Origin of the sequence: Pseudoalteromonas sp. EB27 (assembly GCF_001974875.1) — a bacterium.
GTDB lineage: Bacteria > Pseudomonadota > Gammaproteobacteria > Enterobacterales > Alteromonadaceae > Pseudoalteromonas.
Genome location: NZ_MTQD01000017.1, coordinates 40907 through 65561, shown reverse-complemented (window position 1 = coordinate 65561; position 24655 = coordinate 40907). Strand labels below are relative to the sequence as shown.

Annotated in this window: 23 protein-coding genes; 10 read left to right on the top strand and 13 right to left on the bottom strand. The window is 40.9% G+C overall.

Features of this window, described 5'->3' with window-relative positions:
* Positions 1-5: 5 nt before the first annotated feature.
* The 4 genes from BW142_RS17485 to BW142_RS17470 all read right to left on the bottom strand — a co-directional run bounded on the left by BW142_RS17485 (position 6) and on the right by BW142_RS17470 (position 2996).
* The gene (locus tag BW142_RS17485) at positions 6-173 is read right to left on the bottom strand and encodes a hypothetical protein (protein ID WP_171972340.1); all 168 of its coding nucleotides are present in this window, start codon (positions 171-173) and stop codon (positions 6-8) included.
* Positions 174-426: 253 nt separating this feature from the next.
* A complete protein-coding gene (groL, locus tag BW142_RS17480) occupies positions 427-2073 on the bottom strand; it encodes a chaperonin GroEL (RefSeq protein WP_076925777.1) in 1647 nt (548 codons plus the stop codon).
* A gap of 48 nt (positions 2074-2121) precedes the next feature.
* A complete protein-coding gene (locus BW142_RS17475) occupies positions 2122-2409 on the bottom strand; it encodes a co-chaperone GroES (RefSeq protein ID WP_007580032.1) in 288 nt (95 codons plus the stop codon).
* 110 nt (positions 2410-2519) lie between these two features.
* Positions 2520-2996 (bottom strand): FxsA family protein, encoded by a 477-nt coding sequence (locus BW142_RS17470; protein WP_007580034.1) that lies wholly within the window; start codon positions 2994-2996, stop codon positions 2520-2522.
* 178 nt (positions 2997-3174) lie between these two features.
* On the opposite strand from BW142_RS17470, the gene cutA reads away from it, so the two are divergent.
* The 5 genes from cutA to accC all read left to right on the top strand — a co-directional run bounded on the left by cutA (position 3175) and on the right by accC (position 7877).
* On the top strand, positions 3175-3495 hold the full coding sequence (cutA, locus tag BW142_RS17465; protein ID WP_007580036.1) for a divalent-cation tolerance protein CutA: 321 nt from the start codon (positions 3175-3177) through the stop codon (positions 3493-3495).
* On the top strand, positions 3495-5330 hold the full coding sequence (locus BW142_RS17460; protein WP_076925776.1) for a protein-disulfide reductase DsbD: 1836 nt from the start codon (positions 3495-3497) through the stop codon (positions 5328-5330). The genes cutA and BW142_RS17460 overlap by 1 nt, the downstream gene beginning before the upstream one ends.
* 228 nt (positions 5331-5558) lie before the next feature.
* The gene (aroQ, locus tag BW142_RS17455) at positions 5559-6011 is read left to right on the top strand and encodes a type II 3-dehydroquinate dehydratase (protein WP_076925775.1); all 453 of its coding nucleotides are present in this window, start codon (positions 5559-5561) and stop codon (positions 6009-6011) included.
* A 40-nt stretch (positions 6012-6051) separates the two neighbouring features.
* A complete protein-coding gene (gene accB, locus BW142_RS17450) occupies positions 6052-6510 on the top strand; it encodes an acetyl-CoA carboxylase biotin carboxyl carrier protein (protein WP_007580042.1) in 459 nt (152 codons plus the stop codon).
* Between the two features lie 26 nt (positions 6511-6536).
* Positions 6537-7877 carry an acetyl-CoA carboxylase biotin carboxylase subunit gene (gene accC, locus BW142_RS17445; protein ID WP_007580045.1) on the top strand — a complete coding sequence of 447 codons (1341 nt, stop codon included), beginning with the start codon at positions 6537-6539 and terminating at the stop codon, positions 7875-7877.
* 417 nt (positions 7878-8294) lie between these two features.
* Here the strand turns inward: accC and BW142_RS17440 are convergent, their stop codons facing one another.
* The gene (locus BW142_RS17440; RefSeq protein WP_007580047.1) at positions 8295-8996 is read right to left on the bottom strand and encodes a FadR/GntR family transcriptional regulator; all 702 of its coding nucleotides are present in this window, start codon (positions 8994-8996) and stop codon (positions 8295-8297) included.
* Between the two features lie 199 nt (positions 8997-9195).
* Between BW142_RS17440 and BW142_RS17435 the strand changes: the two genes are divergently transcribed.
* Together BW142_RS17435 and BW142_RS17430 are read left to right on the top strand one after the other, a co-directional pair.
* A complete protein-coding gene (locus BW142_RS17435) occupies positions 9196-9954 on the top strand; it encodes an SDR family NAD(P)-dependent oxidoreductase (protein ID WP_002958845.1) in 759 nt (252 codons plus the stop codon).
* Positions 9955-9957: 3 nt separating this feature from the next.
* Entirely contained in the window at positions 9958-10908 is a 951-nt protein-coding gene (locus tag BW142_RS17430; protein WP_076925774.1) for a 2-dehydro-3-deoxygalactonokinase, read from the top strand.
* A 79-nt stretch (positions 10909-10987) separates the two neighbouring features.
* Here BW142_RS17430 and glpD read toward each other — a convergent pair whose 3' ends face one another.
* The 8 genes from glpD to BW142_RS17390 form a co-directional block, all read right to left on the bottom strand.
* A complete protein-coding gene (gene glpD / locus BW142_RS17425; RefSeq protein WP_076925773.1) occupies positions 10988-12493 on the bottom strand; it encodes a glycerol-3-phosphate dehydrogenase in 1506 nt (501 codons plus the stop codon).
* Positions 12494-12703: 210 nt separating this feature from the next.
* The gene (gene glpK / locus BW142_RS17420) at positions 12704-14203 is read right to left on the bottom strand and encodes a glycerol kinase GlpK (protein WP_033037088.1); all 1500 of its coding nucleotides are present in this window, start codon (positions 14201-14203) and stop codon (positions 12704-12706) included.
* A 208-nt stretch (positions 14204-14411) separates the two neighbouring features.
* Entirely contained in the window at positions 14412-15734 is a 1323-nt protein-coding gene (locus BW142_RS17415) for a dienelactone hydrolase family protein (protein WP_076925772.1), read from the bottom strand.
* Positions 15735-15761: 27 nt separating this feature from the next.
* A complete protein-coding gene (locus BW142_RS17410) occupies positions 15762-16766 on the bottom strand; it encodes a Gfo/Idh/MocA family oxidoreductase (RefSeq protein ID WP_076925771.1) in 1005 nt (334 codons plus the stop codon).
* A gap of 19 nt (positions 16767-16785) precedes the next feature.
* A complete protein-coding gene (gene galK, locus BW142_RS17405; RefSeq protein WP_076925770.1) occupies positions 16786-17934 on the bottom strand; it encodes a galactokinase in 1149 nt (382 codons plus the stop codon).
* Positions 17924-18988, bottom strand: a complete 1065-nt coding sequence (locus BW142_RS17400) for a UDP-glucose--hexose-1-phosphate uridylyltransferase (protein ID WP_076925769.1) — start codon at positions 18986-18988, stop codon at positions 17924-17926. Before BW142_RS17400 ends, galK begins: the two co-directional genes overlap by 11 nt.
* A gap of 1 nt (position 18989) precedes the next feature.
* Entirely contained in the window at positions 18990-20003 is a 1014-nt protein-coding gene (gene galE, locus BW142_RS17395; protein ID WP_024600066.1) for a UDP-glucose 4-epimerase GalE, read from the bottom strand.
* A 444-nt stretch (positions 20004-20447) separates the two neighbouring features.
* Positions 20448-20690: a YdcH family protein gene (locus tag BW142_RS17390; protein WP_024600067.1), complete on the bottom strand. Its 243-nt coding sequence runs from the start codon at positions 20688-20690 to the stop codon at positions 20448-20450.
* A gap of 551 nt (positions 20691-21241) precedes the next feature.
* On the opposite strand from BW142_RS17390, the gene BW142_RS17385 reads away from it, so the two are divergent.
* From BW142_RS17385 to BW142_RS17375, 3 genes are all read left to right on the top strand, one after another.
* Positions 21242-21823 (top strand): aminodeoxychorismate/anthranilate synthase component II, encoded by a 582-nt coding sequence (locus BW142_RS17385; protein WP_010555016.1) that lies wholly within the window; start codon positions 21242-21244, stop codon positions 21821-21823.
* 43 nt (positions 21824-21866) lie between these two features.
* Positions 21867-23027, top strand: coding sequence for an HDOD domain-containing protein (locus BW142_RS17380; RefSeq protein WP_076925768.1), 1161 nt, complete (start codon positions 21867-21869; stop codon positions 23025-23027).
* Between the two features lie 379 nt (positions 23028-23406).
* Positions 23407-24612: an aspartate aminotransferase family protein gene (locus BW142_RS17375; protein ID WP_024600070.1), complete on the top strand. Its 1206-nt coding sequence runs from the start codon at positions 23407-23409 to the stop codon at positions 24610-24612.
* The last annotated feature ends 43 nt before the right edge of the window (positions 24613-24655 follow it).

Sequence of the window (24655 nt, the reverse complement as noted above, 5' to 3'; positions counted from 1 at the left end):
TTTAATTAACTTGTGAGTTCGTCCTCATCGTCGTCGAGTGGATCACCTGAGTCTTCTTTGCGTTTTCTTTGTTCTTGTTTTGCTTTTTGAACATTCTCGTAGGTAGGTGGTGGGATAGGAATAATAGAAATAAGCGGAAAGAATGCTAAAAATAAATAAGCCCCCTTAGACATACTTTTACCCCACGTGACCATTTTGAGCATAACCCAAACTACGAATGAAAATAACCCAGTCACAAGGACAACAAAAACAAAGAAGATGAATATTGTGTTATTACTTAATAAATCCATTTAATATAAATCTGAGTTATACGTAACTTAGGTATGGGTATAAATTGAACAATATCAATGATTTTTATACCAAAAAGCAAAAAACCAGCCGAAGCTGGTTTTTTATATAAGCGAGGTGCTTAAACGGTGATGTTTATCACATCATGCCGCCCATACCACCCATTCCGCCCATGCCACCCATATCAGGTGCACCAGCTTCATCTTTCGGGATTTCAGCTACCATTGCTTCAGTAGTGATCATTAGACCCGCAATAGACCCTGCAAATTGTAATGCAGAGCGTGTTACTTTAGTTGGATCTAGGATACCCATTTCAATCATGTCGTTGTATTCGCCAGTTGCTGCGTTGTAACCAAAGTTACCGTCGCCGCCTTTAACTGCGTTAATTACAACAGATGCTTCTTCGCCAGCATTAGTTACGATTTGACGAAGTGGTGCTTCCATTGCACGAAGTGCAACTTTAATACCGTGGTTTTGATCTTCGTTGTCGCCAACTAAATCAACTAGCTTGCTAGCAGCACGTACAAGTGCAACACCGCCGCCAGGTACTACGCCTTCTTCAACCGCTGCACGAGTTGCATTTAATGCATCTTCAACGCGGTCTTTTTTCTCTTTCATTTCGATTTCAGTAGCAGCACCTACTTTGATTACTGCAACACCGCCAGCTAGTTTAGCCATGCGCTCTTGAAGTTTTTCTTTATCGTAGTCTGATGTTGCTTCTTCAATTTGTGCTTTAATTTGAGAAACACGACCAGTAATACCCGCTTCTTCACCAGCACCATCAATGATTGTTGTATCATCTTTAGTGATAATTACGCGCTTAGCTGTACCTAGGTCTTCAACTGTTGCTTTTTCAAGCTCTAAGCCGATTTCTTCAGAAATAACAGTACCGCCAGTTAATACAGCGATATCTTGTAGCATTGCTTTACGACGGTCGCCAAAACCAGGTGCTTTAACAGCTGATACTTTAACAATACCGCGCATGTTATTAACTACTAAAGTAGCTAGTGCTTCGCCTTCAAGGTCTTCTGCGATGATTAGTAGTGGTTTACTTGCTTTAGCAACCGCTTCTAATGTTGGTAATAATTCGCGGATGTTAGATATTTTTTTATCTACAAGTAGAATAAATGGGTTATCTAGTTCAACAGTGCCTTTTTCTGGGCTGTTGATAAAGTAAGGAGATAAGTAACCACGGTCAAACTGCATGCCTTCAACAACATCTAGTTCGTTTTCAAGTGATTGACCTTCTTCTACAGTAATAACACCGCTATTACGGCCTACTTTTTCCATTGCTTGTGCAATGATATCGCCAATCTCTTTATCAGAGTTAGCTGAAATAGTACCTACTTGTGCAATTGCTTTAGTATCAGAACAAGGAACAGATAACGCTTTAAGCTCTGCAACAGCAGCAATAACTGCTTTGTCGATGCCGCGCTTAAGATCCATTGGGTTCATACCCGCTGCAACAGCTTTAAGGCCTTCATTAACAATAGACTGTGCAAGTACTGTAGCGGTAGTTGTACCATCGCCGGCTGCATCATTTGCTTTAGATGCAACTTCTTTAACCATTTGTGCGCCCATGTTTTCAAACTTGTCTTCAAGTTCGATTTCTTTTGCTACAGATACACCATCTTTAGTGATAACTGGTGAGCCAAATGATTTATCTAGTACAACGTTACGGCCTTTAGGACCTAATGTAACTTTTACTGCGTTTGCCAGGATGTTTACGCCAGTTAGCATTTTAGCGCGTGCGTCACCTGCAAAAAGTACTTCTTTTGCTGCCATGTTTTAAATTCCTCTAAATTCTTAAATGTTTATAAACGAAAAGTAGGTTTAGCCTACAATGCCTAAAATATTATCTTCACGCATGATCAGGTACTCTTGACCTTCGATCTTTTCAACTTTTTCAACATATGAGCCAAATAACACAGTGTCACCGGCTTTAACTTCTAACGCTCTCACGTCACCGTTTTCTAAAACGCGACCATTACCTACGGCTACAACTTCTCCGCGAGTTGATTTTTCAGCTGCAGAGCCAGTTAATACAATACCGCCAGCAGATTTTGTTTCTTCTTCTAGACGTTTAACGATTACGCGATCTTGTAAAGGACGAATGTTCATGTTTTTTAGTTCTCCTAACAGTTTCTGAACAGTACAGAAAAAAGCTTTTCTAATTTGCATTCATTAATGGGGGTAGAGTGAAAAATTCCAAGAGAAAAAACGATAAATTTTTAATCTTTTCTCTCATATTCACCATCAATAGTGGTTGGTCGTTCCATTTGCCCTTGCTCTCGTTCAGCATGTTGCTGCCCAGCAAACGGCGATGGCCCTTGTTGCATGCCTGCGCTCATTCTAACAGTTGCTTGGCTAGCAAGGCCTGCAGCCAATTTGTTACGAATTGCAGGGGTTAATAACAGTAGCCCAAATACGTCAGTCATAATGCCAGGAGTAAGGAGTAATACACCTGCAATTACAACGCATATTCCGGTAAATAATTCTTTGGCTGGCATTTGCCCTTGCGCCATTTGCGCTTGTACGTTTTGCAGCGCACCCATACCCTGTGTTTTAACCATTTTGGCACCTAAAATCGCAGTAATAACCACAAGTGCAATTGTTGCAAATCCGCCAATCACGTCGCTTACTTGAATCAGCAAAGCGATTTCGATAATAGGGATGATAATAAACAACACAAATAAAAATCTAAACATAGCGCTCTCTAAATAATGACACTCAAAAGAGTTGATGAAATATAAATGAGGGTGACGAGGTCTCTTTTCAAGGTTAGGGCATAGGTATCGTCATTTTACTGATATTTTAGCGTCTACACATTGTATCGGCTATCAGATACTATGAAGCTAGACACTGTCCAATAAGAATAGGTTCATAATGACTACGCATTTTAAAATGATTTTTACGACCTGCAAAGACGAAGCAGAAGCGCGCACACTTGCAAGGGCGTTGGTAGAAAAAAAGCTGGCTGCTTGTGTAAATATTTTACCTAACATGGGCTCTATTTATATGTGGGAAGGCGAAGTGGCAGAAGCAACTGAAGCTAAGCTACTTATAAAAACGAAATCAGACAAAATGAACGATGTGTTTCTAACAATAAAAGAGCTACATAGCTACGAAGTGCCAGAGATTCAGGTTTTAGAAGTTTCTACGGGAAATTTGGCGTATTTTAATTGGATGGACGAGGTACTGAATTAATGCGTTTTTTCTTTTTATTGTTGGTTACATTATTAACCGTACCCGTAAAGGCTGCGACTAATAATGTGCTTGGTGATCTACTTGGGCCTCCGCAACAGACTTTTTTACCTGTAGACCAAGCGTTTGTATTTGATTTTGACCAGCAAGGCAGCACCTTGTTTGTAGGTTGGGATATTGCGCCAGACTATTACCTTTATAAAAAGAAAATAGAGATCATTGCTAAAGATGCCACTATAGAGGTGGGTGACTCTGGCAGTGGCGAAATTATCGAAGATGAATTTTTTGGTAAAACAGAAGTTTTTTTTAATTCCGCAAGTGTTATTAGTAAGCTAAGTAATGTAACCGAAGGCGCCGTGGTTAAAGTTCGCTATCAGGGCTGTGCAAAAGCAGGGCTTTGTTATCCGCCAGAGGTAATTAGCATTCCACTTAGTGTTATTAGTGGCGCACAGATTAAAAATGTAGATAAAAATAGCGCTACCGATGAAACGGCAACCGCAGCAAATACGTTTGCAGCACTCAACGAGCCAACTACTGAGCCTACAACAAATTTAGATGACACCAAAAAAGAGCTTACTTTTACTGAGCAATTAGCAAGTCAGAGCTTAATAACTAATTTACTCATATTTTTTGCTGTTGGTGTAGGCCTTGCTTTTACGCCGTGCGTATTCCCTATGTTTCCTATTTTGTCGAGCTTAATTGCGGGCCAGCAAAACCTTTCAACTAAAAAAGCGTTTGCGTTGTCGTTTGTATATATACAAGGCATGGCAGTTACCTATGCAGCACTAGGCTTAGTTGTTGCGGCGCTTGGTGGGCAAGTGCAGGGGTATTTACAGCATCCATTTGTGTTAATCAGCTTTAGTTTATTATTTGTATTGCTCGCTATGTCGATGTTTGGTTGGTACGAAATAAAACTGCCAAGCAGTATGATGAGCAAGCTAACTCAAGTAAGTAACAACCAAAAAGGCGGCAACTACGTTGGCGTATTTTTAATGGGTGTACTTTCGGGATTAATAGCATCACCTTGTACTACGGCGCCACTGTCGGCGGCGCTCTTATTTGTAGCGCAAAGTGGTGATTACTTAGTAGGTGGTTTAACACTGTACGTGCTTAGTTTAGGTATGGGGTTACCACTTTTATTACTTGGTACATCTGGCGGTAAATTGCTGCCTAAAGCGGGTGGTTGGATGGAGCAAGTTAAAACCTTGTTTGGTTTTGTGATGCTCGTTGTGCCACTTATATTACTTGAGCGACTAGTGAGCGCCGACATTATATTATTAATGGCAGGTGTGCTTGCATTAGCAACAGCACTGTACTTACATCATTGGCAAAGTAGCCAAACACAAAGCAAGTTAAAAACTGCATTATGGTTTGCAGCAACTCTATTAGTTATTACTGGCTTTACGTTAACTAAAAACTACTTTTGGCCGGTACAAGTACAAACAGTACAGGTAAGCTCACAAAATAATGAGTTTAAACAGGTTGCTGATTTAGCAGAATTAAAAGAAGCCGTTGCACAAGCAAACGACGAAGGTCGAATGGTTATGGTCGATTTATATGCTGACTGGTGTGTGGCGTGTAAAGAGTTTGAACATTACACCTTTCCTGATGCCAAAGTGCAAAGTGAGTTTAGCCATTATCAGCTTATTCAAATTGATCTAACTGAAAGTGATAATAAAACAATTGAGCTAATGGAAGAGTACACTGTGTTTGGTTTACCTAGTATTTTGTTTTTTAATACTCAAGGACAAGAGCTTAGTACGCAGCGCGTAACGGGCTTTTTAAATGCTGAAGACTTTGCTAAACACCTAGCAGTTGTGCGCGCCAGCGCACAATAATAGTGCAATAGTGCCACTTGAATTGTCTAAGTGGCACCTTCACAATTCCCCTTATATTTGTACCCACGACACTGATAAGACCAGTATTTTGCTGCTATTTACGTCGAAATCACTATAATAGTTGGTTAACGTGAGAAATTGTTGCTACATTGTTTTTTCTGCTTACTTAAAAGTGAAAAATTAGTTAGTAACCGCTTAACTCATTACTTATAGGATATATCGCGTATTATGGCTGCAAAATTTAACCTTTTAGTTATAAATGGTCCAAATTTAAACATGCTGGGCAAACGTGAACCGGATAAATACGGTTTTCAGACGCTGAGTGAGATTATGGAGGAGCTAACCAGTGCTGCTAATAGTCTAGATGTTGAGTTAACGCATTTTCAAAGTAATAGTGAGCAAGCACTCATTGAACGAATTCACAATGCTTGGCAAGCGGTTGATTACATAATTATCAATCCAGCTGCATTTACGCATACTAGCGTCGCATTACGTGATGCACTGTTGAGTGTTGATATTCCGTTTTTTGAGGTGCACTTAAGTAATGTGCACGCACGTGAAGCCTTTCGTCATCATTCGTATTTTTCTGATGTGGCACAAGGCGTAATATGTGGATTAGGTGCAATGGGTTATCACGCAGCATTAAACGCCGCTGTTAACCAGTTGCAAAGCGCAATTTAATTTAAATTAACACACAAACAACTTACAGGCGGGTCGTGTAATGGATATTCGCAAGATAAAGAAGCTTATCGAATTAGTAGAAGAATCAGGTATTGCTGAGCTAGAAATCACTGAAGGTGAAGAATCAGTACGTATTAACCGTAACAACATGAGTGCAGGCCCAGGTTACCCACAATTTGCTCCACAGCAATATGCACCAGCGCCAGCAGCACCAGTTGCAGCGGCTCCTGTAGCTGTTGAAGCAGCAGCACCAGCTGAGCCTACGGGTCATCAAGTTAAATCACCAATGGTTGGTTCTTTTTACTCTGCTGCGTCTCCTGAAGCTCCAGCATATGTAGAAGTTGGTCAGCAAGTTAAAGTTGGCGATACACTTTGTATTATCGAAGCTATGAAAATGATGAACCAAATTGAATCAGATAAAGCCGGTACAGTAAGAGCTATCTTAGCTGAAAATGGCGAGCCAATAGAATTTGATCAACCTCTATTCATCATTGAATAATAGCGTAACCTAAAAGGCCAACTCTAATGTTAGATAAAGTAGTCATTGCAAACCGAGGTGAAATTGCACTTCGTATATTGCGCGCCTGCAAAGAGCTTGGGATCAAAACGGTTGCTGTGCATTCAACGGCAGATCGCGATCTTAAGCATGTATTGCTTGCAGATGAAACCATCTGTATTGGTAGACCATCAGCAACTGAAAGTTATTTAGATATTCCGCGCATTATTGCTGCGGCTGAAATAACTGACGCTGTAGCGATTCATCCTGGTTACGGTTTCCTTGCAGAAAATGCTGATTTTGCCGACCAAGTTGAGCAAAGTGGATTTGTATTTATCGGTCCTCGTGGCGACACTATTCGCCTTATGGGTGATAAAGTGTCTGCTATCGCAGCAATGCGTAAAGCAGGTGTACCATGTGTACCAGGCTCAGACGGTCCGGTATCAGATGATAAAGAACGTAACATGCAAATCGCTAAGCGTATCGGTTACCCGGTAATCATCAAAGCCGCTGGTGGCGGTGGTGGTCGTGGTATGCGTGTTGTTCGCAGCGAATCTGAACTTATTGATTCAATTGCATTAACACAGCAAGAAGCTAAGCAATTCTTTGGTAATAGCATGGTTTACATGGAAAAATTCCTTGAAAATCCACGCCATATCGAAGTCCAAGTATTAGCAGACGGCCAAGGTAATGCAGTGCATTTAGGTGAACGTGATTGTTCTATGCAACGTCGTCACCAAAAAGTAGTTGAAGAAGCACCAGCACCAGGAATTACTGCTGAAACGCGTAAATTCATTGGCGAGCGCTGTACACGTGCATGTATTGAAATTGGATACCGCGGTGCAGGTACGTTTGAGTTTTTATACGAAAACGGCGAGTTTTACTTCATCGAAATGAATACACGTATTCAGGTTGAACACCCTGTAACTGAAATGGTTACTGGTATCGATTTAGTGAAAGAGCAGTTAAAAATTGCAGCGGGTCAGCCGTTATCATTCACTCAAGACGACGTTGTTATTCGTGGTCATGCTATTGAGTGTCGTATTAATGCTGAAGATCCTGAAACGTTTATCCCGTCACCGGGTAAAATTACACGTTTCCATCCAGCAGGTGGCTTAGGTATTCGTTGGGACAGCCATATTTACGCTGACTACACGGTTCCACCACATTATGATTCAATGATTGGTAAGTTAATTACTTACGGTGAAAACCGTGACGTAGCTATTGCCCGCGCGCGCAATGCACTTAACGAGCTAGTAATTGACGGAATTAAAACTAATACTCCTTTGCATAAGAGAATTCTTGCAGATGAAAACTTCCAAAATGGTGGTACTAACATCCACTATCTTGAGAAGAAATTAGGATTGTAATTCTAGCCTGCAAAAGGCGTTTTATCTCAGTTAATAACCAGAGTTATTAATCTGATTTAAATAATTAAAAATCCGATATCAGGAGACTGATATCGGATTTTTTAATGCCTGTAATTTATACCAATTCGCTTAATTAAATGATCTATTTTGAGGGCGGAAAAACGTGTTGCTAGCTAGGCAAAAAATTCGCTATTTAGTTGTTCTCGGCAATTGCTCCTGCATTGCTCTACCTTCTGCATCCATGCAGTCGTAAATGAGAATTTTTTAACGCAGGTAGCGACGCGTTTAGCCCCGCAAAATGATTAAGTATTATTGCAGATTGGTATTAAGCCTTATAGGCAATAAAAAAGTCCATAAAATATACTGCAAAGAGTAAATTTTATGGACTCAATATTTATACAATATGTTGAACTAACATTAAACTAATTTAGATTCAATTAACTGCAGTGCTTCTTCTAAAATTGTTTCTACTGCTTTTTTAGCGCGTTCAGGGTCGCGTGACTTTATGGTCTCTAAAATATCAGCGTGCTTAGCAACGTCTGCGCCCGGTACACCTTTAATGTGGTTTGTATAACGAATACTTACTCTAAGGGCTGTACTAATAAACTCAGTTAACTGCACAAAAAAGCGATTGTTACTGGCAACTAATATGCTGGTATGAAAAGCAATGTCAGCTTCTAGTGGATCGTCTAAGCCTTCGTCTGCTTCAGCCATACGGGCTAAGGCGTTATCAATTTCAGCGAGTTGTTCTGCAGTTGCATTTAGTGCAGCAAGCGCGGCCGCTTGTGGTTCAAGCGCGACACGTACTTGAGTAAACTCTTTTAATAATGACAGTGATGGCTTACTGCTTAAAATCCAACGTAGTACGTCGGTATCAAACATGTTCCAGCTGCTTTCAGGTAATACACGAATACCTTGCTTAGGACGAGAAGAAATTAATCCTTTAGCTGAGAGCATTTTTACCGCTTCGCGGGTGGCGCTGCGACTTACATCATATTTTATACATAAATCGGCTTCAGAAGGCAGGCCTTCGCTTACAGGGTAAACACCACGCACAATAGCAAAACCCAAATCGTGGGTTAATTGTTGTGTTAAATTTTGACGGGGTTGGCTTTTCATTGCGCAGGATTCCGAGTTGATATATTGCTTTATTATATATCATATATCATATTAATGTACTCAAGGATATGATATAAACTTTTAATTAGCTAAATATTTTAACACAGCAATAACAGCTTAGTTTGGCTCTTTATGGTGTAAGTATAAGTTTATAAAGAGTTTAAATGAAATTGAAAATGCGCTGTATGGAGAGTTGAATTTGAACACCCTCGCTCAATATCATAGTCTTTCTGGTAAAGTTATTTTTATTACTGGTGGTGCATCAGGCATCGGCAGAGCAATGGTTAAGTCCTTTGTAAACCAAAATGCAAAAGTAGCATTTATAGATATTGATGATAAGGCAGCGCAATCGCTTATTCGTGATTTACCCAATGCAAAACTATGGTATAGGCAAGTTGATGTAACTGACTCTCATGCACTTCAGCAATCACTTGTGGATGCATGCGCCGCTTTTGGTGCTATTAATGTACTAGTTAATAATGTAGCGAACGACCGCCGGCAAGCGAGCGAAGACGTTACCGTGCAAGATTGGGATCAGTGCTTACAAATAAACTTAAACCCTGCATTTTTTGCTTCTCAAGTTGCTATGTCTTTTATGAAAGGCGATGGAGCCGGCAGTATCATTAACTTTAGCTCTATTAACGCGATTATGGGCCAGCCACAAATGGCAGGCTATGTAACCGCAAAAGCAGGCCTAATAGGTATGACTAAGGCATTGGCTCGCGATTACGGCGAGTTCGGTATTCGCGTTAACGCTATTTTACCTGGATGGGTTGCTACCGACCGTCAACTAGCAAGTTGGTTTACCGAAGAAGAGCAAGTTAAGTGGATGGAAGCCATGGCGCTTAAAAAATTAGTAACCCCTGAAGATGTTGCTAATTTGGCACTCTTTTTAGCCGCCGATGAAAGCAGTATGATCACCGGGCAAAGTATTAAAATCGACGGTGGGAGGCTTTAAAGCTTGGCTAATTCATCTCTTTTTATTGCTGTTGACTGGGGCACGAGCCATTTACGTGCTTATTTGTGCGAAGTACATGCGCAATCAACACTTAAGTTGCTAGCACAGCGTGATGGCCCAGGAGTTGTTAAGGCGAATCAAAATTTTGAGCAAACCTTAATTGACACCATTGCGGTGTGGAAGCAAGAATATGGTAGTTTACCCATTTATATTGCCGGGCAAATTACCTCAAGTATTGGCTGGCACGAAACGCCTTATTTAGAGTGCCCAATTAATCCCGAAGGGTTACTTAATGCAGCGGTTAGTTTTGATTGCAATGGGCATACTATTAAAGCGTTACCCGGCACAAAGTGTACGCTGCAAAATAGCTTATTTGATGTAATGCGCGGCGAAGAGCTGCAAATTTTAGGGTTTTTAAAACAAAATCCAGAGTATCAACAAGGCAAAATATTATTATGTTTGCCTGGTACACATACTAAATGGGTGCTTATAAACAACGGCGAAATCATTTGCTTTAAAACAGCCATGACCGGCGAGTTATATGATTTGTTATGTCATCAAAGTGTTTTAATTCCTAACGACTGCGCAGAAGGTGAGTTTGACTTTAAAGCATTTGAGCAAGGCTGCGAGCTAACTTTAGGTAGTGATAGCGGTAACTTGGCACATGGTATTTTTAGTGTGCGTACCCGCCAGCTTTCAAAGGAGCTAACACCAGTACAAGCAAAAGCCTATTTGTCGGGCGTATTAATAGGGAGCGATGTACGAGCAGCTCGCCATGCAAGCGAGTGGCAATTATTGAGTGATACACAAGTTGTAGTGATTGGTACAAAGCAACTTAATATGTGTTTTACCACAGCACTTAAGCAAATTGGTGTTAAGTGTGTTGAGTTTGATATTAAAACTGCCACGCTAAGTGGCTTTAATTATTTATTTAATTTAGAGTCAAAAAAATAAACCCCTCTATAATAATCAATTATAAAGGGGTTGCACGGGAAGTTTTTAGGACTACAACAGCCAATTACTTTAGCGGTTATTAAGCAATTTTAGCCGCTTTGGTTTGCTCAATATAATCATTAAGCGTAGCAACTTGTGCCTCATTAAAACGTAGTCCTAATTTACTACGACGCCATAAAATATTGTATGCGTTTTCTGCCCACTCTTCATTTAGCAAGTAATTTACTTCTGCTGCAAATAAACCATGGCCAAAATCTTGGCCTAAATCACTCAGTCCAGTTGCACTACCTAGTATAATTTTAGCGCGAGTACCGTAAGTGCGCACAAAGCGTTTAAGTGTTATTTCAGGTAGCCATTCATATTTCGCTTTTAGCTCTGATTTAAGAGCTTCTACAGAGCTAAAATCGCCACCAGGGAGTGAGCTGTGCTTAGTCCACGCTTCGCTCATTTGTGGGTAAAATTCTTCAAGCTTATTAACTGCAGCTTCGGCGAGTTTACGATAAGTAGTAATTTTTCCACCAAACACACTTAATAGTGGTGTTTGCTTAGCGTCACTCGAAAGCTCTAATTTATAATCGCGAGTAACGGCTTGTGCATTAACTGATTCGTCATCAAGTAATGGGCGTACACCCGAGAAGGTATGTACTATATCTTCGCGTTTAATATGGTTTTTAAAGTAACTATTAGTAATATCAATTAAGTAATCGATTTCTTCATCACTAATTTTAACGTCTTGCGCTTCACCTGTGTGTTCTACATCGGTTGTGCCAACAAGTGAGAAGTCATCTTCAAACGGAATAACAAATACAATACGCTGATCTTTATTTTGTAAAATGTAAGCTTGCTTCTCATCGTGAATGCGCGGCACCACAATGTGGCTGCCTTTCACAAGGCGAATATTTTGTGGCGACTTTTCTGCTAGCGCTTCATCAAATAATTTAGCAACCCAAGGGCCCGCAGCGTTAACAATACCTTTGGCAGAAATGCTGTATTTAGCTTTACTTTTTTGCTGCTCAAGCGTTACCTGCCACTTACCTTGCTCGCGTTTGGCATTTACACACTTAGTTTGCGTGGTAATAACGGCGCCTTTTTGCTGCGCTGCTAGGGCGTTTAAAACGACTAAGCGAGAGTCATCAACCCAGCCATCTGAGTATTCAAAACCTTTGGTAATAGAAGGTTCTAGTACGCTATTTTCGCCAAACTTGATGCTTCGAGAACCCGCAAGTGTTTCGCGCTTTGCTAGATTGTCATACATAAACAAACCAATGCGAATCATCCATGCAGGGCGTAAATGCTTTTGATGCGGCAATCTAAAAGTAAGTGGCCACATAATATGAGGTGCGTTTTTAAGTAGCACTTCACGCTCGGCTAAGGCTTCTTTTACTAATCTAAATTCGTAGTGCTCAAGGTAGCGCAGACCACCGTGGATCAGCTTAGAACTGTTTGAAGATGTTGCACAGGCAAGGTCTGATTGTTCGCACAAGAGTACTTTTAATCCTCTGCCTGCTGCATCAGCTGCTATTCCAGTGCCGTTTACACCGCCACCGATGACTAGTAAGTCATATTCGTTATCTGCTAATTCCACCGAGCTAACCTTTTTATTTGTAATATAAATAAGACATAAGCATCATAAAGCTGCTGTTTTCATTTGACAATAGAAAACCCAGTTTTTTATTCGTTAATTTTGACGCTGATCCATTTTCAATTTAAAGCAGTAAAGCATCCCTTTTAAATCTAGCTATTGGCTAAGTTAAAAAGGCGAAGTGGCTAAAGTATTTGCTTAGCCACTTAGTACTTACTCCGGACAGTTTTTATTCGTTAAACATACTTGAGCAACGCAGTGCTGCCATTTTGCATATAAATCGTTACGTTCGTCGGCGCTCATAGTTGGCTCAAAACGACGGTCGCATGTCCACATTTTAGATAACTGCTCGGTTGACTCGTACACACCTGTTTGTAAGCCAGCTAAATATGCTACGCCTAAAGAGGTCGTTTCGGTCACAGTTGGGCGCTCAACTGTTGCGCCTAAAATATTTGATAAGAAGGTCATAACCCAGTTATTTTTTACCATACCGCCATCTACACGAAGCACACTTGGGCGAAGACCATCACGCTCCATCGCTTTTTGTAAATCTTTGGTCTGGTAACCAACTGATTGCAGAGCAGCCGCAACAATAGTGCTAATACCTGAATCGCGTGTTAGGCCTAAAATAGCGCCACGTGCATTAGGATCCCAATAAGGAGCACCTAAACCCGTAAACGAAGGCACTAAAAATACACCATGATCGAGCGGTACATCTTTAACCATCGATTCACTTTCGCCAGCATGGCTAAGTAGCTTTAAGCCTTCAACAATCCACTGCATCGTTGCGCCAGCCATAAATATGCTGCCTTCAATGGCGTAAGTTGGTTTGCCGTTTAATCTATAGGCAACAGTGGTCAGTAGGCGATTTTCTGAGGTCAGTGCTTTTTCGCCAGTATTAAGCATTAAAAAACAGCCTGTGCCGTAAGTACTTTTTGCCATGCCTTGTTCAAAACATGCGTGACCAACAAGCGCAGCTTGCTGATCGCCTGCAATACCACAAACACGAATTGGCGCACCAAAAATGTCAGCACTGGTTGAGCCAAACTCGTCAGCTGAATCCATTACTTCTGGAAGCATAGATTCTGGAATATCGAATAACTCTAAAAGCTCTTGATCCCATTGCTGGGTGTGAATATTAAATAACATGGTGCGCGATGCATTGGTTGCATCGGTGCGGTGCTCTTTGCCGCCTGTTAGCTGCCAAAGCAGGTAGGTGTCAACTGTACCGAAGGCGAGCTCACCTGCAAGAGCTTGTTCGCGTGCGCCTTCAACGTTATCTAAAATCCAACGAATTTTAGTGGCCGAAAAATAAGGGTCGAGCAATAAGCCTGTTTTTTCGCTTATTGTTTGGCAAAGCTCATCAGTTGTTAGGCTTTCGCAATAGTCACTAGTGCGACGGTCTTGCCAAACAATTGCGTTATAAATTGTTTTGCCTGTTTTTTTGTTCCACACTAACGTGGTTTCGCGTTGGTTGGTGATACCAATGGCAATAATTTCTTCAGGCTTTACATCGTTTTTAGTTAAGACTTCGCGGCTAGTACTAAGCACTGTTTGCCAAATATCGTTAGGGTCGTGTTCTACCCAACCATTTTGTGGAAAATGCTGCGAAAATTCTTGTTGTGCTGTACCAAAAACGTCTGCATCTTTTGTAAACAAGATGGCCCGAGAGCTTGTGGTTCCTTGATCAATTGAGAGTATGTATTTGGACATTATATTTGTGTTATTTATCTTATCTTATATATGACTAGATTGCCTTTAACCGAAGTTAATGGCAATGGTTTTTTCTTAAAATAGCAGATTAAAAAATAAACACGCTAATATTTGTTGGTAACTCTTTTATATAAAAGGCGTTTTATTTTTGCATTATTTTAAGGGCGTACGCGGCTATTGATTAAAAACAGCCGCTTAAAGCTTATTATTACTTGGTGTGAGGTTTAGCTTGTTGCCAATCCATACCGGTAGAAAAGCGATTATCAAACCCGCGCCACTGTGGCAGCGGTTTACCGTCAACAACAGCTTGGTCGCCGTTTTGTGGTAAATCTAAGTATTTACACTCGCTGGCTATGCCTTTTACGTGGCAATCCATCATGGCAAGTACAAAGTGTTTGTTGATTTCGTTTAGTGTGCGCATAGACCACGAAGGCTCGTAGTAATGGCCTATATCTAGCTCACTGCTGCTTTGTGCAATAGCAGGGGCTGGGTGTGGTGCAATATTATGGCGTGCATTTTTGTAAGTAAGCATGTACTTATCTTTGCTGCCTGTTTGTTCATAAAGGTTTTTAATGCCTTCATAGCCTGAAATGTCATCTAGGTTACCGGCTATATAAAGCGAAGGTACTTTAATGTTTTCCATTGCTTTGGCATCAAATATAGCGTGCTGTCCGCCCCATGGGGCAAAGGCCACCATCGCTTTTATACGTGGGTCTACTTTTGGGTTTTGGTATTGCCCACCAGCGCAGCTGTTTAGTAATTGCTGTACTTTTTCAATTTGAGCAGGGTCTTTCATACCCGTAAACATAGCCGTAGTTTGCTCATTAAAAGCGTAACAGCCACCTATCGTATTTACAGCGCCATAGCCACCCATTGAGTAACCAATTACGCCTGCGCTTTTGTTATCTACTTGTTTGCTTGCAAAGTTGTTTTGCTCATTAAAGTAATTAATAACAAACTGCTGATCGCGTGAACGATTTATTAGCGTACTAAAAAAGCCAGAGAATGGTGCGTTTTTAAAATCAACATCGGCATTGGTCGAATCGGTATGATCAAGTGCAACAACAATGTAACCGTGCGATGCTAAATGCTCGCCAAGGTAGTACATAATTGTACGGTAACCGGTATAACCGTGCGAAAGCACAATGACAGGGTAGTGCTCTTTATTATTAATGGCGACATCACGCATTGCATCGGCTTGCAAAGTAAACTCTTTACCTGAGCGAGTTTCATCTGTGTAGCTGGTAAGTGGCGCTTTTGCTGTATTTGCAGCCGGATACCACACCTCTACTTTTAAAGGACGATCTTTTTGACCTTGTGTAGCGGGGTCAAATTGCGCAGGGTTAACTAAATCAAGTGTTTGCACACCTACATTGTAGCTACCTTTAGCTGCTAGCTCTGGGAGTACTTCGCTAGTGATTGGCGGATATAGCTGCTCTGGTTTATTAGATTCAGCAACAGCTACACTGACAGATAAACTGCACGTAGCAAGTAATATGGCTTTTGAAAGCGCCTTGAGTGTGTGTGTCATTGTGTGTCCTTGTTGTATTTTTATTTTTTAATTAGTCAGTTCAGCCGACTCGACGGCATTGCTATATTGCAGTTGCCATTGTGCTCGCAAGGTATCCATTATATTCATAACTCGTAAGCTAGTACTTAGTGGCAACACGCTGCTTTGGGTTTGTTTTTGTAATATACACTGCGTGACATGTGCAATTTCAAACTTAAAGTTTTCATCGTCGCTAAAGTTGTATTCAAAGTATTTAGGGTCTTGGCCACTTATATGTAGCTCTATAGATTGCGCGCCTACAAATTGAGGTATTCGAATATAGCCAAGCTCACCGTTTATACATGCTTCTGTTGGGCCATTTTGCTGCAGTGCGCTGGCAAGAGATGCAAATTGCCCGTTACCGTAATCAATTAAAGCAGTGCTTCGCTCATCAATACCGGTTGTGCTTTTATGTACAAAGGATTTGATGTGTTCAGGGGCTTTATTAAATACCACATCAGCAATCGAAATAGGGTAAATACCTAAATCGAGCAGGGCGCCACCCGCTGTTACAGGGTTCATTAATCGGTGAGTGTCTGCAAAGCTGCCAGGTAAACTAAAGTTGGCATTAACACTGTGCACATTACCAATAACATCTTCTCTTAGGAGTTGTTGTAATTTTACTATGGCTGGTAAAAACCGCATCCAAACGCCTTCCATTAAAAAGCAGCTTTGTTGCTTGGCAAGCTTAGTGAGGTTTTGCAACTGCTTAGCATTAACGGTAATTGGTTTTTCGCTTAGCACGTGCTTATTGTGTTTTAAGCATTGGGCGATAGTTTTAAAGTGTTGATCGTGCGTATTAGCAATATATATGGCATCTATATTTGGGCACTGCATAAGAGCTTGATAGCTCTCATAGTCTTGAATATTGTACGGTGTGGCAAATTCTTTAGCGCGCTGCATACTCGTTGATGCCGCGCCAATAAGCTGTGCATCACTACAATGCGCAATGCTTTTAGCAAAGGTGTGAGCTATATTGCCACACCCAATAATTCCCCAATTAACCTTTGCCATGCTTATTCCTTAGTTTTATTTAAAAAGACGTAATTTGTAATCCTGAGCCCGCTGAACATACGTAAATATCAGCATTTAAGTTAAAGCGTTCAAAGTAATGCTTTTCTACCGCTGCTTTAATTAGTGGTACTTCAGCATCACGACACAAACATACAATTGCGCCACCAAAGCCGCCACCCGTCATACGTACTGCACCGCGATCGCCCATGGCTTCTTTACAAATCTCTACTAGGCCATCGGTTGCAGGTACGGTTACTTCAAAGTCGTGTTTAAGTGATTGATGCGATGCTGCCATTAGGGTGCGAAGTGCATCCATATCGTTATTTTGTAGTGCAGTTGTTGCTGCAATTACGCGGTCGTTTTCGCTAATTACGTGGTGTGCACGTTTATATTCGTTTTCGCTTAATGTCGCTTTTACTGCTTGTAGGGCAGTCATGGTTGCTTGGCGAAGTGTTTCTACACCCATTTTTACAGCTGCTTGTTCGCAGTCAATACGGCGCTGGTTGTATTCGCTATCAACCAACTTACGCGGGTAGTTAGAGTTAACAATAACAATATTTAAATCATCAGGAACTTTAACTGATTTGGTTGCTAAGTTTTCACAGTCGATTAATAGTGCATGACCGTTCTCGCCTTTAGCTGAAATAAGCTGATCCATAATGCCGCATTGGCAATGCATAAAGTCGTTTTCGGCTTCTTGGCCAAATAGCGCAATTTGCTCTGGCGGTAAACCAAGCTGTGCAATATGGTTAAACATACCGCCTACAGCAACCTCTAGTGCGGCCGATGACGACAAGCCACTACCTTGCGGTAAGTTACTGTCAATTAGTAGGTCGGCACCACGCAGAGTGTAACCCGCTCTTTTAAGAACATAAGTAACAGCACGAATGTAGTTACCCCATTGCGATTGGCCTTCAGTGATTTCTTCATCAACACTAAAGCTGTCTTTTTCGCCTGGGTAATTTAAAGAATGCACAGTGATAATATTGTCGTCGCGCTCTTTAAACATTACTTGGGTACGAAACTCTAACGAACACGGTAAAACGAAACCGTCGTTGTAGTCGGTAAATTCGCCAATAAGGTTTACACGGCCCGGTGCTGCTGCAATACCTTGAGCAGGCGCGCCATACAGTGACAAAAATTGTTGTTGGAATTCGTTAAGCTTCATCTGTGTGTCCTGCTGTATCTTTATAGTGTGTTGTACTGGCTGCTTTTAAAATAGAAGCAGCGGTTTCTGCGCTTAAGTCGCGTTGGCTTTCGCCTAGCATTTCGTAGCCTACCATGTGTTTTTTAACAGTAGCAGAGCGAAGTAGCGGCGGATAAAAATGGGCATGCAAACGCCAATGTTGCTCATCAGAGCCTCTGTTAGCCGGTGCATTGTGCCATCCCATTGAGTAGGGAAAGCTGCAATTAAATACGTTGTCGTACTTAGTGGTTAATACTTTAAGTGCCTGAGCCAAAGAGTCGGTTTGCGCATCGTTTAGCTGGCTAAAGTTTTGAATGTTATCTTTAGTTACTAGCATTGTTTCAAACGGCCACGCTGCCCAAAATGGCACAACAACAAGCCAATGTTCGTTTTCAAATACAACACGTGTTTGATCTGCTTGCTCTTTTTGCGCGTAATCGGCAAGCATGGCTGTGCCATGCTTTTTATAATAGTTAAGCTGCTGGTTATCTTCGGCTTCTATTTCGGTTGATAAATGCGAGTGAGCCCATACTTGGCCATGAGGATGAGGTTGCGAACAACCCATGATCTCGCCTTTATTTTCAAAAACTTGTACGCATTCGTACTGCTGTGCAAGCTCTGTGTAATTTTGTTTCCAGGTTTTTACTACTTCGTGCAATGCGTTTTGGCTAAGCTCTGGTAGTGTTTTATTATGCTCTGGCGAAAAACAAATTACGCGGCATTCGCCACTGGCTTCGTCGGCAATAAATAAATCGCTGTCTGATTCTAAGCTTTGTAATTGCTCGCTGGCATTAGGTGTGAGTGCACCAAAGTCATTTCTAAATACGTGTGTGTATTTATAATCTGGGTTACTGTCGCCATTTGCACGGGTATTACTTGGGCAAAGAGGGCAGCTTTCATCGTGTTTTGGTAATACGTTTTCGTTAACAGCTTCTGTTGCGCCTAACCATGGGCGGTTATTACGATGTGGTGAAACTAATACCCAACGACCCGTTAGCGGGTTTTTACGTCTGTGAGTACTTTCTAATAAAGCCATGTTAACTCTCCAACCCACTAGGGTAATTAGTTTGCCAGCGCCATGTATCGTTGGTCATGTCGCTAAGTGTTAGTTCTGCGTGCCAGTTAAGTGTGTTTTGCGCTTTTGTAGCATCGGCGTAATTACAGGCAATATCGCCTGCTCGGCGCGGTGCACTTTTATACGGAATATCTTTATTGGCTGATGCGCTAAATGCTTTGATCATATCGAGCACTGAATAGCCTTGCCCGGTGCCTAGGTTATAAGCATGAAAGGCGGTATCTGTTTTATGCTGCATAAAAGCGGCAACGTGGCCTTTAGCTAAATCTAAAACGTGAATATAGTCGCGTACGCCTGTGCCATCTTCGGTGTCATAGTCGTCACCAAAAATATTAACCACGTCGCGTTTACCTACCGCTGTTTGAGCAATAAATGGCATTAAGTTGTTAGGAATGCCATTAGGGCTCTCACCTAATAAACCACTTGGGTGTGCACCTACTGGGTTAAAGTAACGAAGTGCGATGCCCATAAATTTACTGTTGGCATTACATACGTCTTGCATGGCTTGTTCAACCATGACTTTAGTCCAACCATAAGGGTTAGTTGCGCGTATAGGGTGCTTTTCGTCAATAGGGAGGTAGTCGGGTTCGCCGTACACAGTAGCCGATGAGCTAAATATAATGTGGTTAACGTCTGCCTCTTGCATGCTTTGTAACATACTTAATGTGCCCGACACATTATTTTGATAATAACGAAGTGGCTGCTCAGTTGATTCACCAACAGCTTTTAGTGCTGCAAAGTGAAAAACAGCCTCGGCTTTAGTGTGTTTTAGAGCGAGCTTAAATTGTTGCTCGTCTTGAATGTCACCCAATATAAACTCAAACCGAGTGCCAGTAATCTTTTCGAGTTGGTCAAGTACCCGCGAACTAGCATTAGACAAGTTATCATAAATAACAGGTGTAATACCTGCTTCATGCAATGCAATACATGTGTGGCTACCTATGTAACCCATGCCGCCAGTGACTAAAACTTTCATGTTTATTCTCGAAAAGTGTATTTATATGATAAATACTACTATTAAGGTGATTTAAAAACAATAGTTATGATTGCTGGATAATTCAAATAAAAGCATAAAAAACATTCAGATTAAAAACTCGCCTGCCTTTAAATAGCATACTTTTATTTTAACTAACATAGGCTTAGCTTTATCAATTGATTAGATAAACTGATTCGATTATTGACCTAATTTCAGCGGTAGGGGGGCTGCTAATATAGCGAGAACAAAGTTAGGAGAGAGCAACATAAATAAAACAGTTTTACTTACCGGTGTTACCGGTAGCACTTGCTAGAAACGCAAAGATGTTATTAACCCAAGTACTGTATTTATGAAATCTGTGGGTGGCTTTGTAAAGTTTTAGAAAAAATCCTTATGGTTGATCTAAAGAGCTCACTTGTCAGTGAGCTCTTTTTTTTAGCTGCATTACTGCTCTTGCTGCAAGCGCTCGTATAGCCAATCTTTTAATTCTGTACGTTCATGTTTTAGCTGGTGCATTTGCTCATCGCTTATGGGCGCATCTTTGAGCTCTAACACTCTAATTTCTTTATCTAGCTTGTCGTACTTATCTGCTTTTTTTGCAAATTCAGTATCGCTTTCATTTAACTCGGCAATTGTCCTTAAGTACTCTGGAAAGTCATTTGTTAATGAGTGGTCTTCGCCTAACATATTCGCTCCTTAATAGGATATAAATGAGCTCACAAGTAAGTGAGTTGTATGAGTGAATTACTGCCTTTCATATAATACACTGGGGCTTATATAGATATAATTCAACCATTGAGCCACTAATTTGATGCAGCTCAAACAATCTGTTTATTTTGCTCAGTAAGGCATTTCACTAAAGTATTTAATAGAGCGATCAATAAACGCACGTACTTTAGGGTCAATAATTTATTGTTGGGGTATACAGCCTAAATAGGTGTGTTAACTACTCGCGAAAAGCTTAAAGCTCGATATTATTGCTCAAGGTGCAAGGAATCTCTGGCTAGAGAAAATAAGTTTAAATATCACCATGATTTAATACGTTAATAAATCTCTTAACCAGAGTTCGGGTTAAGAGAACCAGTACCCACTAAAGACTTTAAAGAACTTTTAGCAAAAACAGTTAATTTTTAACGCTTTTTGCTAATTTATGTTGGCTAGTTAATAGTGGTAGAATGCAGCGCTTAGTACCATTTGTGTGAAGTAAGTGGTCAATAATTTATAAGGTTTGTTGTGTAATGCTGTTAATGATCGATAACTACGATTCGTTTACTTACAACTTAGTGCAATATTTTCAGCGTTTAGATCAAGACGTTTTAGTAAAACGTAATGACGAGCTAAGCATTGCACAAATAAAACAGTTAAACCCGCAGCACATCGTGTTATCGCCGGGACCATGTACCCCTAACGAAGCGGGTATTTCATTAAATGTTGTTGAGCAGCTAAAAGGACAATACCCTATTCTAGGGATTTGCTTGGGGCATCAAACTATCGCGCAAGCTTTAGGGGGAGATGTAATTCGTGCTAAAAAGGTTATGCACGGTAAAACATCACCCATAGTTCACACTAATAAAGGTGTGTTTAAAGGTTTAGCCAATCCGTTAACGGTATGTCGTTATCATTCTTTAGTGGTTAAAGCACAAACTCTACCTAAAGAGCTTGAAGTAACCGCATGGACTCAGACTGAGCAAGGCGAGTTTGACGAAATTATGGGATTGCTTCATAAAGAATTAGCAATCGAAGGTGTGCAGTTTCACCCCGAAGCTATTCTAACTGATCAAGGCTTAGAACTGCTTGATAACTTTTTAACTCGCTTCTAATGTTATAATACACAGAGCATTTAATACTTTATTAATGGATGTCATGACTGAACTTGAAGCGCAACAGCGTACTGCCAAAATATTAAGCCAACGGGCTCATGACTTATTGCTTGGGCACAGCTTTGCGCATCAGCAAATTGGTTTCATTCATACATTAGATATAGATTACGGCGAACCGATGAAGCAACGTACTTTGCTTCAGGTTGAAGTGGCCGCACAGCATAAACGCCAGCAAAGCAGTACTGCACATTATAAGTATCGCGCTCAAGCGAGTGAGCAACTACACAAAACAATTGAAACAGCTATATATAAGCAGCTCGAAGATATAGATGGCGTAATTCATAGCACCATAGGCATTGAAGATGGCATTGCCAATATACTCGATATATTAGCTGTAAAGTCGGCATCGGTAGGGCGCTTAGAGCCATTGGTAAATGATATAGGCTGGTTAGGTAGGGAGTTAGTCACGCTCGTTAACTTACCCTACTATCGTAATCAGCGTAGTAAAAACACGTCTGTAAAAGTAGATAAACCATCGCTTGCTCTTCGCTATATTGGTCTTGATAACTTACAGCTAGTTATACCTACATTTGCTACGCGTCATTGGATGCCACATAGCACCGAGCCATTTTCATTATTAAAACGCCGGCTACGCGACAGCGCGATGGCAAACGCGATTGCTGCGCAAAAAATTGCACAAATTAATAATGTGAACGACGTTCATGCATTTACCCTTGGTATGCTTTTAGATGTAGGGCGAATTGCATTGGTGCGTTTGTACTTAAAAACGTTTGAGAAAGTATGGCAACGTAAAGTGCAGTTAGCCCGAAATGAAAACCAAAAAGATTTACACACCGCATTATTAGAGCTACAGCCCGACCCGCTATTTTTAACCACTCTACTTAGCAATAAGTCGATAGAAGTAAGCGCCAAAGTAATAGACAAAATGGCTTTTAAATATTTACCGTTTAAAGGTGTAATGCAGCAGCTAGTAAATGGGGTAGATAAGGGCGATACATTACTGCCGTTAACACAAGTAATGCTAAAGGCACGTTGCTACTCTCAATATCTTAATTTAAAAGAGCATCAACTTATTGAGCCTGACGAAACTCTAAGCTGGTTTTCGTACTTTAAGTTCACTAAAACGGAACTAAAAACCCTCCAATCGAGTAATTTTACCAATTTAGCTATTCAAATTGACTAAAAATCTGAATTTTTTGTTAATTTTTTTGCGACTAACCATTCATTCTCACTCCATTGTTGTATTGCATATTTGCCGATTAAAGCGTCCGCGCCTCGGTGCTCATGCGGTTAGTTGCCTAAAAATAAGCATAAATAGTTATGCAAATAGTTATTCACTATCTATGAAATAATATCTTTAGCCCTTTATTTTCAAGGGATACATGAAAGTTTTTAACGAGACAGATATAAGTAATTCTGAAATAATGTGCGTCTGAAAATTGAACCACAAAGCAATTTTGCGCAATTATCAGGTTACTGATCTTGCCTATAAAGTTGGTTACAAATATTAACCAAACACCTATTTTGATGTTTTGTGTTGCTCACAATTAAGAGGAAATAAAATGACAGTCAATCGCGAATTATTTGATCACGTAATGGTTCCTAACTACGCACCTTCAAGCGTAATTCCTGTTCGAGGCGAAGGTTCTCGCGTATGGGATCAAGAAGGTCGAGAGTTTATCGACTTTGCTGGTGGTATTGCAGTTAACTGTCTTGGCCATTGCCACCCTGCATTAGTAGGCGCATTAAAAGAGCAAGGCGAAAAAATCTGGCATCTATCAAATGTAATGACCAATGAGCCGGCACTTCGCCTAGCTAAAAAAATGGTTGATGCGACATTTGCTGAAAAAGTTTACTTTGCCAACTCTGGCGCAGAAGCAAACGAAGCAGCGCTTAAATTAGCGCGTCGTTTTGCACTTGATAAGTTTGGCGCAGAAAAATCACAAATTATCGCGTTCAACAAAGGTTTCCACGGTCGTACATTCTTTACCGTAACTGTTGGCGGCCAAGCTGCCTATTCAGATGGTTTTGGTCCTAAGCCTGGCGACATTGTACATTGCGATTACAACGACCTAGCTGCTTTTGAAGCGCTTATTAGCGACAAAACATGTGCCGTAATGATGGAACCTCTACAAGGTGAAGGCGGTATTGTTTCGCCGACTGACGAGTTTGCTCAAGGCGTTCGCGATTTATGTACTAAGCATAACGCACTGCTTATTTTTGATGAAGTTCAAACAGGTGTTGGCCGTACTGGCGATTTATACGCATACCAAGGCTTAAACATAGTACCTGATATTTTAACTTCAGCTAAAGCACTTGGCGGCGGTTTCCCTATTGGCGCTATGATCACAACAACTGAAATTGCACAGCATCTTAAAGTAGGTACTCATGGTTCTACTTATGGCGGCAACCCGCTTGCGTGTGCTGTTGCAGAAGCTGCATTTGATACAGTAAATACCCCAGAAGTACTTGCTGGCGTAAAAGCTAAAGCAGCATTATTTAATGAACTACTTACTGCGGTTAACGAAAAATACAACGTATTTAGCGAAATCCGTGGCCAAGGTTTATTAATTGGTGCAGTAGTGAACGAGCAATATAAAGGTCGTGCAAAAGAGTTTTTAGTGGCAGGGACTGAGCAAGGCCTTATGTCATTAGTTGCTGGTGCAGACGTAATACGTTTCACTCCATCTTTAGTAATTCCTGAAGCGGACATTCGCGAAGGTATGGCACGCTTTGAAAAAGCAGTAGCAAGCGTAGTAAACGCATAAGCGACTTAAGCCAACCAATTAAGGGCAAGCACTGCTTGCCCTG